The organism is Brachyspira sp. (assembly GCF_050873525.1).
Taxonomy (GTDB): domain Bacteria; phylum Spirochaetota; class Brachyspiria; order Brachyspirales; family Brachyspiraceae; genus Brachyspira.
Genome location: NZ_JBNMIZ010000054.1, coordinates 1 through 13,707, shown reverse-complemented (window position 1 = coordinate 13,707; position 13,707 = coordinate 1). Strand labels below are relative to the sequence as shown.

The 13,707-nt window shown below is 31.2% G+C and carries 13 protein-coding genes and 1 tRNA gene; 8 read left to right on the top strand and 6 right to left on the bottom strand.

Features of this window, described 5'->3' with window-relative positions:
• Nucleotides 1-220, top strand: a 220-nt coding sequence (locus tag ACR0QS_RS05365; RefSeq protein WP_432632417.1) for a hypothetical protein, incomplete at its 5' end; no start/stop codon positions are given.
• 213 nt (nucleotides 221-433) lie between these two features.
• On the opposite strand, the gene ACR0QS_RS05360 is transcribed toward ACR0QS_RS05365, so the two are convergent.
• On the bottom strand, nucleotides 434-619 hold the full coding sequence (locus tag ACR0QS_RS05360) for a histidinol dehydrogenase (protein ID WP_432632416.1): 186 nt from the start codon (nucleotides 617-619) through the stop codon (nucleotides 434-436).
• Between the two features lie 196 nt (nucleotides 620-815).
• On the opposite strand from ACR0QS_RS05360, the gene lysS reads away from it, so the two are divergent.
• The gene (lysS, locus tag ACR0QS_RS05355) at nucleotides 816-2,324 is read left to right on the top strand and encodes a lysine--tRNA ligase (protein ID WP_432632415.1); all 1,509 of its coding nucleotides are present in this window, start codon (nucleotides 816-818) and stop codon (nucleotides 2,322-2,324) included.
• A 40-nt stretch (nucleotides 2,325-2,364) separates the two neighbouring features.
• Here the strand turns inward: lysS and ACR0QS_RS05350 are convergent, their stop codons facing one another.
• On the bottom strand, nucleotides 2,365-3,033 hold the full coding sequence (locus tag ACR0QS_RS05350) for a hypothetical protein (protein WP_432632414.1): 669 nt from the start codon (nucleotides 3,031-3,033) through the stop codon (nucleotides 2,365-2,367).
• Nucleotides 3,034-3,252: 219 nt separating this feature from the next.
• Between ACR0QS_RS05350 and nagA the strand changes: the two genes are divergently transcribed.
• The 4 genes from nagA to ilvD all read left to right on the top strand — a co-directional run bounded on the left by nagA (nucleotide 3,253) and on the right by ilvD (nucleotide 8,305).
• Nucleotides 3,253-5,217, top strand: coding sequence for an N-acetylglucosamine-6-phosphate deacetylase (nagA, locus tag ACR0QS_RS05345; RefSeq protein ID WP_432632413.1), 1,965 nt, complete (start codon nucleotides 3,253-3,255; stop codon nucleotides 5,215-5,217).
• A 70-nt stretch (nucleotides 5,218-5,287) separates the two neighbouring features.
• A complete protein-coding gene (locus tag ACR0QS_RS05340; protein WP_432632412.1) occupies nucleotides 5,288-5,704 on the top strand; it encodes a PaaI family thioesterase in 417 nt (138 codons plus the stop codon).
• A gap of 55 nt (nucleotides 5,705-5,759) precedes the next feature.
• Complete coding sequence (proC, locus tag ACR0QS_RS05335) at nucleotides 5,760-6,551, top strand: pyrroline-5-carboxylate reductase (protein ID WP_432632411.1); 792 nt, start codon at nucleotides 5,760-5,762, stop codon at nucleotides 6,549-6,551.
• A gap of 71 nt (nucleotides 6,552-6,622) precedes the next feature.
• Nucleotides 6,623-8,305, top strand: a complete 1,683-nt coding sequence (gene ilvD, locus ACR0QS_RS05330) for a dihydroxy-acid dehydratase (protein WP_432632410.1) — start codon at nucleotides 6,623-6,625, stop codon at nucleotides 8,303-8,305.
• Nucleotides 8,306-8,308: 3 nt separating this feature from the next.
• On the opposite strand, the gene ACR0QS_RS05325 is transcribed toward ilvD, so the two are convergent.
• Both ACR0QS_RS05325 and ACR0QS_RS05320 read right to left on the bottom strand, forming a co-directional pair.
• Nucleotides 8,309-8,857 (bottom strand): epoxyqueuosine reductase QueH, encoded by a 549-nt coding sequence (locus ACR0QS_RS05325; protein ID WP_432632409.1) that lies wholly within the window; start codon nucleotides 8,855-8,857, stop codon nucleotides 8,309-8,311.
• Nucleotides 8,858-8,863: 6 nt separating this feature from the next.
• A complete protein-coding gene (locus ACR0QS_RS05320; protein ID WP_432632408.1) occupies nucleotides 8,864-10,102 on the bottom strand; it encodes a hypothetical protein in 1,239 nt (412 codons plus the stop codon).
• A 157-nt stretch (nucleotides 10,103-10,259) separates the two neighbouring features.
• Here ACR0QS_RS05320 and ACR0QS_RS05315 point away from each other — a divergent pair.
• A tRNA-Leu gene (locus tag ACR0QS_RS05315) sits at nucleotides 10,260-10,343 on the top strand.
• A gap of 26 nt (nucleotides 10,344-10,369) precedes the next feature.
• The gene (locus ACR0QS_RS05310) at nucleotides 10,370-10,747 is read left to right on the top strand and encodes a response regulator (protein WP_432632407.1); all 378 of its coding nucleotides are present in this window, start codon (nucleotides 10,370-10,372) and stop codon (nucleotides 10,745-10,747) included.
• Between the two features lie 43 nt (nucleotides 10,748-10,790).
• Here ACR0QS_RS05310 and ACR0QS_RS05305 read toward each other — a convergent pair whose 3' ends face one another.
• Together ACR0QS_RS05305 and ACR0QS_RS05300 are read right to left on the bottom strand one after the other, a co-directional pair.
• Nucleotides 10,791-12,593: a sensor histidine kinase gene (locus tag ACR0QS_RS05305; RefSeq protein WP_432632406.1), complete on the bottom strand. Its 1,803-nt coding sequence runs from the start codon at nucleotides 12,591-12,593 to the stop codon at nucleotides 10,791-10,793.
• Between the two features lie 20 nt (nucleotides 12,594-12,613).
• Complete coding sequence (locus tag ACR0QS_RS05300) at nucleotides 12,614-13,216, bottom strand: HAD-IA family hydrolase (protein ID WP_432632405.1); 603 nt, start codon at nucleotides 13,214-13,216, stop codon at nucleotides 12,614-12,616.
• Between the last annotated feature and the right edge of the window lie 491 nt (nucleotides 13,217-13,707).

The window sequence follows — 13,707 nt, the reverse complement described above, 5'->3', positions numbered from 1 at the left end:
ATTCAAGCTAGAATTCCAACAAAATGACAAACTCAAAATATATTCCTGTTTTAGACCAGATAAATACCTAGTTGTAGATCTATCTAAAAACACATTAGTGTCAAATTTGAACTTAAACAATTGGGAAGAATTATTATCTACGTGGATAGAACAAAGAGGACAAATTCCTTGTTTCCTTGCCACAATAACACTACAACTTTGGCAGGAAACTGTTAATTAAAATAATTTACATTATAATTAGTAAAACACATGTCAGGCAATATAATTTACTTTTTGTGCATTAATATATCTACCAGTTTTTCGGTATTGTATCTTCAGTCTGAAATATGGTTGTTGTCAAGTCATCTGAATCTTAATATATTATTAATAAATAATTTCAAGTTTCAATTGTCTATAATTACTTAATACTTTCTATTGATAATTTTTTTATTTGTCAAAATAAACCTGATAAAATAATTTCACTTTCAAATCTTTTTCTAACGGAATTGGCATGAGCTTCCAGTTTTTCATTTTCCGCAAAATTGATTATATTATTTTTAACTTTATGCAAAGCCTCTTTAGTATAATAAGTGTAATAAGATTTTTTAATGAAATAGTCCACAGAAAGCGGAGAATCCAAATTATATAGAAGAGCCGATTATAATGAAAGAGAAAAAGCAAAAAAGTTATGTATCTATTATTAGATGAATGACTTTATTATTTATTTATTCAAGTGGTAAAAAACTATATAGAATTTTTTTGAAAATTAATATATTATTTATAAATTAAATTTGATTAAATTTATTACTTAAATATTAACTAAAGGATATTTATTAATGTCGAACGAAGCTAATAATTCTCAAAGCGCAAATATAAACGCGGAAAAAGAAAATAGAAAAGAAAAAATTAACGCTTTAAGGAATATGGGAATAAATCCTTTTCCGAATAATTATGAAGTGAGTTTTAAATCGAAAGATATAAAAGAAAATTTTGAAGAACTTGAAAAAAATCAAACCGAAGTGGCGATAGCGGGAAGAATAATGCTTTATAGAATAATGGGCAAATCTTCTTTTTTGACTATCAAAGATTCCGCGGGAAATATTCAGGCTTATATTCAGCGCGATAAAGTGGGAGACGATTTCTATAATAATGTATTCAAAAAACTTATAGATATTGGCGATATAGTCGGCGTGAAAGGAACTGTATTCAAAACGAAAACGGGAGAGATAACAATTTACGCAAGCGAAATAAAACTGCTTACAAAATCGATTAATCCGCTTCCCGAAAAATTTCATGGATTAACCGACATGGAACTTCGCTATAGACAAAGATATGTCGATTTGATAATGAACAATGAAGTTAAAGAAGTTTTTATTAAACGTTCAAAAATGATTTCGGCGATAAGAGAGATAATGATTGAACATAATTTTTTGGAAGTCGAAACTCCAATGATGCATCCTTTAATCGGCGGAGCGAAAGCTAAACCTTTTATAACTCATCATAATACTTTGGATATGACTCTTTATTTGAGAATAGCTCCCGAACTTTACTTAAAAAGATTAATTGTCGGCGGATTCGACAGAGTATTCGAGCTTAACAGAAATTTTAGAAACGAAGGAATTTCCACAAGACATAATCCCGAATTCACTATGATGGAAGCTTATATGTCATTTGCCGATTTTCACAAAGTTATGGAATTAGTCGAAGATATATTTTCTAAAGTTTGCTTGAAATTAAACGGAAGCTACACTTCAAAATATAAAGATTATGAAATAAATTTTAAACCTCCTTTTAAAAGAATCCCAATGGTTGAACTTGTAAAAAAATATACGGAACTTGATTTTGAAAAAATTTCTTCGGACGAGGAAGCTCTGGAAAAAGCGAAATCTATAGGAATAGAAATTGATACGAGCAAATCGAAACCTTCAAAATGGGAAATTATGGTTAATGTATTCGAGGAAAAAGTTGAAGAAAAATTGATTCAGCCTACTTTTGTAATAAATTATCCTAAAGCGGTTTCACCTTTATCGAAATCCTATCCCGACAATCCCGATATAACGGAAAGATACGAATTGTTTATTGGCGGAATGGAAATGTCAAACGGATTCAGCGAACTTAATGACCCGATTGACCAAAAAGAGAGATTCGAGGCGCAAGTAAAAGCTAAAGAGCGTGGCGAAGAAGAAACTATGGATATGGATTACGATTTTATTAACGCTTTGGAATACGGACTTCCTCCGACTGGCGGACTCGGAATCGGAATAGACAGAATGGCGATATTATTTTTGAATGTTCCGAGCATAAGAGACACTATATTATTCCCGCAAATGCGAAAATTGGAATAGTTTAATTAAAATATTTTAATTGAATTTTTTGGTTACTCTATTACAATCCAAATAATTCGCTAACAATCGGATAAGGAACGGTATCCTCTACATTATTTTTAAGATGTTGAACCAGCATTTCCGTATCCTCGTCAACATTTTCGTAAATGGATTTATCTACATGCTGAAATTTGCTCAATTCCAATTCGGTTATTTTAACAAATCTATCGACATAAACATAAGTAACCTGGTCCATATAAGTGATAACCAAAAATTTTACATTATTAAAATCATGCAAATAATAACTAACGGAATCCTCTTCGCCGTCCGTTTTATTAACTTTATATACTTTATAATTTTTTATTTTATTAATAAAATCGCTTATATAATTATTTAAAGAATAAGTATTTGCAAGCAATGTGATTTTGCTGTCGTTATTATAATCGTAAATATATTCGGATATCTTATTTATATTATCTTGATTTACTTTGCAATAAAAACTCGTATATTTATCGTTATTATATAAATCAATATCTTTAGCGATGGTAAAACTAACTCCGAATGCTCCTTCCAGCTTTTTAAGATAATCCATTAATTTATCGGTGTCGGATTGATATGCGGTTAATATCAAATAATTATCTCCGCTTTGAAGTTCGTTTTTTGATTTTAATACATCGACTTTTCCCAATGTCGAAGAAATCTTTAAAATACTTTTTTCTTCTTCCATCATAAAATATAACTCCTAATTTGATTTTTCTTTACTCATTAAAAACTTTTATAAATATAACATTGAATATTTATATATTTAAGTATAATCAATAAATAATAATTTGTCAAGTGTTTAATTTCGATTGCATCGGCAAAATCCAAAAAATTCTATATACAGAAAATATATAAAATGTTATAATAATCGTCAATTAATTTGATTAATTTGGAGAGTTAAAATTAAATGAGAATAATTATTACCGAAGAGAGCGTTTACGAATGGGCGGCTTATTATACGGCAAAATGCATACTCGATTATTCGGACAAAAATAAACCTTTCGTTTTGTCTTTTCCTGCAAGATATATCGATAAATCATATTATCAAAAATTATTGTCTTTTTACAACGATAATATAATTTCGTTCAAAAATATTCATATAGTTTCTTCGGGAGAATATATCGATTCCAATATTTCGCAAAAATATTTGGAAGATAATTTTTTAAGATTCATAGATTTGCCTAAAGAAAATATTCATTTTTTCGATAGTTTCGTTTCCGACAGAAAAAAAGAAGCGAATAGAATGGAAAACTTGATAAAAGATTTGGGAGGAATAACTTTATTAATAGACGCTTTAGCCGAAGACGGAAGTTTTTTACTCAATACGCCGAGTTCATCTTTAGACGGAAGCGTTCGAGATAAAAGAATAAGCGAAATAATAAGAAGCTATGAAGCGAAAAAAATAGGAATTACAGCCGAATCTTTTCCTAAAGAAGGTTTTACTTTGGGTTTTGAAGAAGCGTTCGATTCAAAATATATAATGATTATCGCAAAAGGCTATGAAGTATCGGAAGCTTTGTCGCATTGTGTGGAAGGAGAAATTAGTCAGTTTTATCCAGCATCCGTATTGCAAAAACATAAAAAATTAATAATAGTGGCGGACGAAGAAGCGAGCGAAAACTTAAAAGTAAAAACTTATAAATACGCTAAAAGTTTGGAAAGTAAAAGTTTGTATCCGAAAGAATTGATTAAAGGATTATATAAATCGTATTACGCTTTGACTAATATAAAAATATTTGACGGAGAAAAATTTATAAAAGGTTATTGCATAGTCATAGAAAATAATATTATAAAAAGCGTTGAAAAAGAAATCGATGTTGACGCCGTTATCACGAGAATAGATTTAGGCGGGAAAATCGTAGCCCCGGGTTATATAGATTTGCAAGTTAACGGAATAGGCGGTTATGATATTAATCTCACTCCTACAATCGAAACCTTGCAAAATATGAGCGAAGTTTGTCAAAGATACGGATGCACTTCATACTTGCCGACTATAATAACGACAGACGATAACCACATGCTCAAAGTAATAGATTTATTTAATAATATAGAAGATTTATCAATACTCGGAGTTTTGGGAATACATTTTGAAGGACCTTATATATCGCATGAAAAAAGAGGAATTCATGAAGATAAATTTATAAGACATCCAAATAAAGAAATGATAGATAAAATAAACGATTCAAAATGCGTTATGATTACCGTTGCTCCCGAAACGGTTGACGGAAAAATTATAGAGAGTTTTGCAAAAGCGGGAAAAGTGGTTTCTGCGGGACATACGAACGCCACTTATAACGAAATTAAAGAAAAAATACCTTACGGAATAACTTTTGCCACGCATTTATTTAACGCCATGCGCCCTTGGGGTTCGAGAGAGCCTGGCGCGGTTGGAGCGGTTTTGGAGACAAAAAATATTTACGCGGGTTTAATATGCGATGGAGTTCATTGCGATTTTGCTTCGGTGGAACTTGCCTATAAATTGAAACAGGGACATATATGCATAGTGACTGATGCAATTCCTCCAGCGGCTGCTCCCGATATAAAAGAATATATGTGGGCGGGTTCAAAACTACATAGAGAAGGAAACAGATTAATAGACGATAACGGAACTTTGGGCGGTTCTTCTATTACAATGAGCCAGTCGGTTAGAAATGTAGTAAATCAAGTGGGAGCGACTTTAGAAGAGGCTTTGAAAATGGCTTCGCTTTATCCCGCTCAAGTAATGAAAATAGACAATAGATACGGAAGAATAAAAGAAGGCTATATTGCAGATTTGGTTATATTGGACGAAAAATTAATCGTTAAAGGAGTGGTATTTAAAGGAAATTATAAAGAATATAATTTTGATTATGAATGGGAAACTCATGCATAATATTTAAATTAAATATAAAATTAAATTTAAAATTTATAGAAAACAAAAAATTAAAAATTAAGGAATTTAAATGAATAAAGAGATTTTAGAAAGAGCGAAAAATATTTTTAAGAATCAGGAATTTCAAATTTATACGGGAATGAAATTGGAAAGTTTAGAAGATAAAAAATCTATAATATCCTGCGAAAATACAAAAGAATTGTCACAAGGTTTAGGCTATATGCATGGCGGAATGGTTGCGGCGATATTGGATACCGCGGGAGGATTTGCAGCTTTCACGGTAATTCCATCGAATTGTCATCTTGTCACTTCAGAACTTAAAATTAATTACATGCGTCCCGTTATTTCAAAAAAAGTATTTGGAATCGGTGAGGTTATAAATCAGGGAAAAAAATTAATCGTTGTGGAAGCGACTTTGAAAGACAAAAACGACATTATGCTTGCAAAAATGATGGCTACAATGTTCGTTATAGAAGATTCAAAATAAAATTTAATTTAAATAAAAATTTAAATTAAAAAAGAAAATTTTTTAAGGAGAAAACATGAAAATCGGATTTATCGGCGCGGGTTCTATGGGCGGCGCTTTAATCGAAGGTTTTATTAAAGCTAAAATTGATAAAAAAAATATAATAGCGAGCGTGAAAACGAAAGAAAAAAAAGAATCGCTTGAAAAAAATATTGGAATAAAAGTTTATAACGACAATAAAAAAGTCGCGGGCGAATCGGATATATTATTTATCGCGGTAAAACCTTATATGTTTGAAAATATTTCAAAAGAGATAAAACAAAATATAAAAAAAGAAACTACAATAATAAGCGTTGCCGCTTCGATAACAAATGACGATTTGATTAAATTTTTTGAAACGGAAAAAATAATTAGAATCATGCCGAATACTCCCGTTAAAACTTGCAACGGATTTATAGCGATAGTCGAAAAAGAAAATCAAACTATAAAAAAAGAAATATTGGATTTATTGAAAAAAGTCGGAATGGTAAAAATTATTCCAGAAAATCTTATTCATTCATATACGGCTATTGCGGGATGTTCGCCAGCATTTTTGTATATATTGATAGAAGCAATGAGCGATGCGGGAGTTATAATGGGAATCGACAGAAAAACTTCTATAGAAACGGCGGCGCAATTATTCAAAAGCGTTGGAGCTATGGTTCTGGAATCAAAAAAACATCCAGCGGAACTTAAAGACGCCGTATGCACTCCCGCGGGAATAACGATAAAAGGCGTGGAAAAATTGGAAGAAAAAGCCTTGAGAAGCGGGCTTATTGAAACTATTTTAGCGAGTTATAATAAGTCTATAGAGAGCGAGAAAAAATAATAAAATAATAATTTAATAATTTTAATATAATCAATTTTTTATAATAAGCATAAATAACAGGAGATATAATTATGAGTTTCAGAGAAAATAGTTCTTTAAGAAGCGACAGAGTATTGAAAGGAGACGAGAGAGCGCCAAACAGGTCCTTATTCTATTCTATGGGTTATACGGACGAAGAGCTTAAAAGACCTTTAATTGGAGTTATTTCGGCATACAGCGAAATCGTTCCTGGACATATTCATTTGGATAAACTTTCGCAAGCGGTTAAAACGGGAGTATTGATAGGAGGAGGAACGCCGATTCTTATACCCGCTATAGGAGTTTGCGATGGAATTGCTATGGGACATTTGGGAATGAAATATTCTCTGCCTTCGAGAGAGCTTATTGCAGATTCGGTTGAAAGTATGGTTGTGGCTCATGGACTTGACGGAGTCGTTCTAATTCCAAATTGCGATAAAATAGTCCCTGGAATGATAATGGGACTTTTAAGAATGAATATTCCGGGAATCGTTATAAGCGGAGGAGCGATGCTTCCTGGCGACCATAACGAAGAAAAAATAAGTTTGTCGAGCATATTCGAAGCGGTTGGAGCTAAAAAGGCAAATTTAATAAACGATGAAGAACTTGAAGATTTTGCTCAAAATACATGTCCAAGCTGCGGTTCATGCGCGGGAATGTATACGGCTAATAGTATGAATTGTCTTTCCGAAGCTTTGGGAATCGCTTTGCCGGGAAACGGAACTATTCCAGCGGTTTATTCGGCAAGAACTTCTTTGGCGAAAAAAGCTGGAATACAAGTAATGGAATTATTAAGAAAAAATATAAAACCTTTGGATATAATCAACTCCGAATCTTTCAAAAATGCGTTAGCGGTTGATATGGCTTTGGGCTGCTCCACAAACAGCGTTTTGCATTTGCTTGCCATAGCGAACGAAGCTGGAATTCCAATAGATTTGAAAACTATAAACGAAGTGAGCGACAGAACTCCAAATTTATGCCATTTAGCTCCAGCGGGTCCAAACTATATAGAAGATTTATATAAAGCGGGCGGAATTCCAGCGGTAATGAAAGAACTTGAAAAAGGTGGATTTTTGAATACTTCTCTTATAACCGTAACGGGAAAAACGATTTCGGAAAATATAAAAAACGCGATTAATAAAAATAATAAAGTTTTAAGAAATATAGAAAATCCTTATAGCAAAACTGGAGGAATAGCGATTCTTTGGGGAAACATAGCGAAAGACGGATGCGTTGTAAAAAGGTCCGCGGTTGCCGATGAAATGCTCGTTCATAAAGGTCCCGCAAGAGTATTCGAGTCGGAAGAGGAAGCTATAACTTCAATATACGCGGGAAAAATAAATAAAGGCGATGTTCTGGTTATAAGATACGAAGGTCCAAAAGGCGGTCCTGGAATGCGTGAAATGTTGAATCCTACTTCGGCTTTGGCGGGAATGAAATTGGATAAAGATGTCGCTTTAATAACGGACGGAAGATTTTCGGGAGCATCGAGAGGAGCTTCGATAGGGCATGTTTCTCCAGAAGCGGCAAGCGGAGGCGAAATAGCTTTCATAAAAGAAGGAGATATTATAAGTATCGATATTCCAAATCATTCGATAAATCTTGAAATCTCTGACGAAGAAATGGAAAAGAGAAAAAAAGAAATTCCTATTAAACCGCTGGAAGAAATTAAAGGCTGGCTTGGAAGATATAGAAAACTCGTTCAATCGGCAAATACAGGAGCGATATTGAAATAGTATTCAATCCCTTATACTAAACCTACATCCGCAATAATTCTGTCTGTAAAGTCCGACTTCGTTTGCTATTATATTGTTTTTTTTGAAGCCGTCTTTTTTCTTAAAATCTATATGCAAATATTCGATTGGAGAATATTTTTCAGCCAAAGAATTTCCTATTTCCTCTATGACTTTGCTGTTTTTATGCGGGCTAACCGTCATAACTGTTGAAACATATTGAGCGTTTATATTTTTCGCATATTCGAAAGCTTTATTGATTCTATGCTTAAAACATATATTGCATCTCGCTCCTCTTTCGGGTTCGTTTTCAAAACCTTTTATATCGTTATTCCATTCTTCAATATATTTTTCATTCTCTTCTATATGAACGCTTATATTTAAAGATTTCGCATAATCGATAAATTCGTCTCTTCTTCTTTCGTATTCTTTTATTGGATAAATATTCGGATTGTAAAAATAAAATATCGTTTCATAATTTTCGGTTTCAAGCAGAGTTTTCGGATAGCACATACAAACGGCGCAGCATGTATGAATCACTAATTTTGGTTTCATTTTTATTTATTCTCTTTTAGACGCTTTCAATGTAATAGTTTTATCGTCAAAACCGTTTATTATTATTTGATATCCCATATTTTTAGCTTTGGCGTTAATATCTACCGCGAGATTTCTGCTCGTTCCCACATATTGAATCACATATCTTGAAGAATCTCCCGCGACTCCTCTATTATAAACATTTTTAATATTTCCTATATTTTTTTTAAGCGCGTCCTCAAAATCTATCGAATCGTCAAAATTAAGCCCAGAAACATAAATCGTATATTCCGTGCCGTTTTGAACTTCGCTTTGCCATTTATTTACAATTTGACTTATAAAATCGTCCGATATTGAATCCGCAGATTTTACCAAAGCTATAGAATGAGCGTCTTTATCGCTTCCGCCGACTCCTCCCGCCTGATGAGTCGCTCTCGCTATTGTCGAATAATCGGAAATATTAATTGCCGTTATCGCCACATCGCTTCTATAACTTTTCATTGCCGTTCCCTGTATTGTCGTAAAGTAAGACGCTCCCGCTTTTCCTACTATCGCAACTTGCGCTCCCGTAGACTGCGCTATTTTTTTGACGGAATCCGAATCTGAATAATTTATATTTTCGTCTCGCATAATTTTTCTTAATGAACTCGAACTTACAAATTTAAATCCTTTATCTCCCATATTTTTTTCTAATTGAACATTAAACGATTCGCTTAAATCTCCTTTTTCGTCTATAACCAAAACGACTATCAAAGGCATGCTTTTTCTATCCATAAGTATTCCCATTGCCTGCAGATTATCTTGAAGCATATCGACTCCGACAATCGCCTCTATTTTAGAATACCAGACGGAAGTATTTTTGGTAATATTAAGAACTTTATAAGAAGAAATATAACCCGTAGTATTTTCGTAGATTTTTGAATCGAGCAGTTTATTATTATTAACCGAAGCGACTCCATGAATTATAGAACCTACCGCCTGCTCGACTGCGTTTCTTTTTGCGCTTTCAATCGCCCGTTCTATCGCGTTTGCCTCTCCTCTTCCGTCCGTTCCCGCAAAACCTTCCGCAATTATTTTTGTGGTTTTTCCGCCTTTGAAATCGGGATTCTTCCAATTATTTACCACTCCTATATCGCCAGTTTCTTCTCCGACAAAAACTCCGCTCGAAGTATTTTTTGAAGTCGTGGCGCATGATAAAAGAACAGCCGATACGATTATAGAGATTAATATATTTTTTAATAATTTATTTAATAATATTTTTTTCATTTAATTATAAACCTGTTAAAAATCTAAAAGTCAATTTTATTTTATAATAAAGATATAATTTTGCAATAACTTGTAAAACTATAATAAATTTGATAAAAATAATAAAATTAACGCTTGATTTTTGTTTATTATAAAGTATAATATATATAAATTATTAGCCGAGATGGTGAAATTGGTAGACACGTCAGACTCAAAATCTGATTGGGGCGACTCAGTGAGGGTTCGATTCCCTCTCTCGGTAAATTTACTTTTAATTGGATTTATTTTATGGATAGTCCTGTCATAATCATAGACGATGATAATAGAGCCACCAAAATAAAGGCTTTTTTGGAAAGTTTTTCTTTCACCGTTTTTACGGCGGAAAATCTTTACGAATTAATGGGGCAGATTTATAAGCATGATATAAGAATATTAATATTTAACCCCGATTTGGTTTGGGTTAATGCGATAGAATTTATAACGGAATTCAAAAAATTAAAATCTATAAATACGGACGAATACAAAATATTTTTTCTATGCGAAAATACGGAAAAAGACATTAGAGAAAAAGCGAGAGAATTAAATATAACTTGTCTGGATTATCCGAAAAATATGACTAAACTTATAAATCATATAAAATCGTTTGGCAAAAATATTCCAATCTAAATTTTTTATTTTAAATTTATTTTAATTTTTTTAATCTCAAATTTCAAATTTCAAATCTTATAAAGAAAGTGCTTCCTTCTCCGACAATCGACTCGACTAAAATATGTCCTTTATGTTCCATAATAATTTTTTCAACAGTTGCAAGTCCGATTCCCGTGCCTTTCGATTTTGAAGTAAAATAAGGTTCGAATATTTTTTTTATGTTCGAGGTTTCAATTCCGACTCCAGTATCCGTTATGCTCACAGTAAATAATTCTTTTCCGTCCGAAATATCATGATAAGAAGAAATATAAATTATAGAATTTCCGTTATTGTTTTCCATAGCTTCTATAGAATTTTTAATTAAATTTCTGAAAGCCATAATGAGTTTATCTCTATCCATATTGATAAAATAATCATGTTTTGTTAGCGAAACTTCAAATTTTATATTTGGAATATTTTTAAACGAATCGACTACTTCCAAAATGACTTCGTTTATAGATTCTTTTTCATCCGAAATTTTAATTGCAAATGAAAACTCCGAAAACGATTTAATCAAAGTAGAAATTGAGTTCGCGTTTTTGATTATAATATTTGTCGAATTTTTTACTTTTTCTATATCTTTCTCCGACATATTATTTTTTAAATTTATTTCAATAAGTTCCGCGTTCATTACTATCGGCATGAGAGGATTTTTTATTTCATGCGCCACTTTAATCGCCGCTTCTCTCCAAGTTTCGAGTCGTAATCTCGTATTCTCTCTGTCTCTATGATATTTAAGCGCTCTTGCCATAATATTGAATCTATAAATAAGATTTCTTAAATCATGAATTCCTGAAAATTTCATGTCGATATCGAAGTCGGCGTTGATTATTGAATTTGTCGCTTTCAAAAGGAGACTTATCGGTTTATATATTAATCGCGCTAAAATTATTCCAAATATTATTGAAAAAAATGTGGAAATTCCTAAAACGAATATATATAAAAGTTTTAATATAATCGAAAATTCATTTACAAACATACTTGCCGAACTGTAAAGTCTGAAAGATTCCAAAGCGTTATTTCTCACTTCTATATAATTTGAAGACATTGGCTCTGACCAGATAACATAATTATTTGCGGCGGAAAGCGGAATAATCGCGTTTACATAAAATAAATCTCTATATTCGCTATTTATAAAAATCACTTCGTCCGTATATAATCTATAATTGACATCCAAAGGCAGATAATCTTGCAAATTAAAAAAAACGGAACTATGCCCGTAATAAGAATTCGATAAAAAAGCGATATTTTGAAAATCGTAATAATTTTTAATCAAATTGTTTAATCTGTTATAATTATCAAAATTATTAGTCGGATTTTCCAAATCAATATGTCTATAAATATTATTAAAATAATTATTTCCAATATTCGACAAAACCGAAAGCATATTATTTTGTTTATTTATTATTTCGTTATTCGACATATCAATCACATTATAAATTGAATTATTAATATCGCTATTTATAAAAAAATTGATATTCGATTTTATGATATAAGAAGAAATATAACTTATTACAAAACTTGGAAGAATCGTAATCAAAGCCATAATTATAATGATAACCAATTTTATATGAGAGCCTTCTTTTTTTTTGAAAGCCTCGAGAATAAATTTTATTATCGTAATTATTCCGACCGCGATGCTTGTTGTAGGAACAAACAAAATTAAAAATAAATTCAAAGGATTAATATTCGGTTCGTATAAAAAATTTGTAGTAAACGCTGCTGCGATAAAATCCAATATTATAAATATTGAAATGACGCTTAAATAAACCAAACCGTAGCGATTTTTTATTTGCAAAAATATATTCTTTATCTTTTTTTTCATTTTAAAAATCGTTTAAAAATTTATTTTAATATTTTTTTGAGTTCAATTTTCATGTCGCTCATATTTTTTAATTGAAAAGAATTGAAACCCAATTTCAACGCCGAATTAACATTATTCAAATTATCGTCTACGAATAAACATTCTTCCGCCTTCAAATCAAATCTATTTAATAAAAGTTTGTAGATTTCTTCGCTCGGTTTTATCATTTTCTCATAAGCCGAAACGATTCCGCCGATGCAAGTCTTTTCAAAAAAATCCGTTTTCTTATTTATACATTCAAAAGTTTCAACCGACATATTCGACAAATAATAAATATTATATCCTTTTTCTTTATATTCTTTCAAAATATTTATGTTGTTATTATTCATATTGAGGCATAAAGTTAAAGAACTGTCGAAAAGTTTATTTAAAACATCTTTATATTTTGGATATACGGATAAAAAATAATTTCTTGCGTCATTAAAAGCCAAATCGCCTTTGTCCATCAGATTCCAATTTTCGCTTCCAAAAACAGAATCAAAAAATTTTTCTTTATCTTCCGCTTCAATATTTTTTTCAATGAATCCCGCCGTATCGAATTCAAAAAGAACATTTCCAATATCCGAAATAATATTTTTTATCATAAAATTAAATTCCTTTGACTAAATCAAATTAAATATTTTTTGTTATTAAATATTTTGATTATTATAATTTTATATTGTAGAAAAAACAAGAGTTTTTGTTTTGGATTTATTTACCTCACTCGGCGACTGCCCGCTTTTAGCGAATTTTTTTAAAAAATTTTATTTCAACTATTGACAAAAAATTCTAAATATCGTATAATTCAACCATTATGTTATTAAATCTAATAAATAATATTTGCAGTTCACCGCGAACCGCGAACCGCGAACCGCGAACCGCGAACCGCGAACCAAAATAGTTTAAACTTTTTTAATTTTTTTAAAGACAAGTTTTTATTTGTAAGGATTTGTCTTTCTTTGCTATTGCAAAACATAATTTCTTTAATTAAACATTCTTTGTCATTACGAGGCGTTAGCCGAAGTAATCCAAATTTAGTAAAATTCAATTTTTATAATTTAATTTCATTAATAAATAAATTTTATACAAAGTGGAT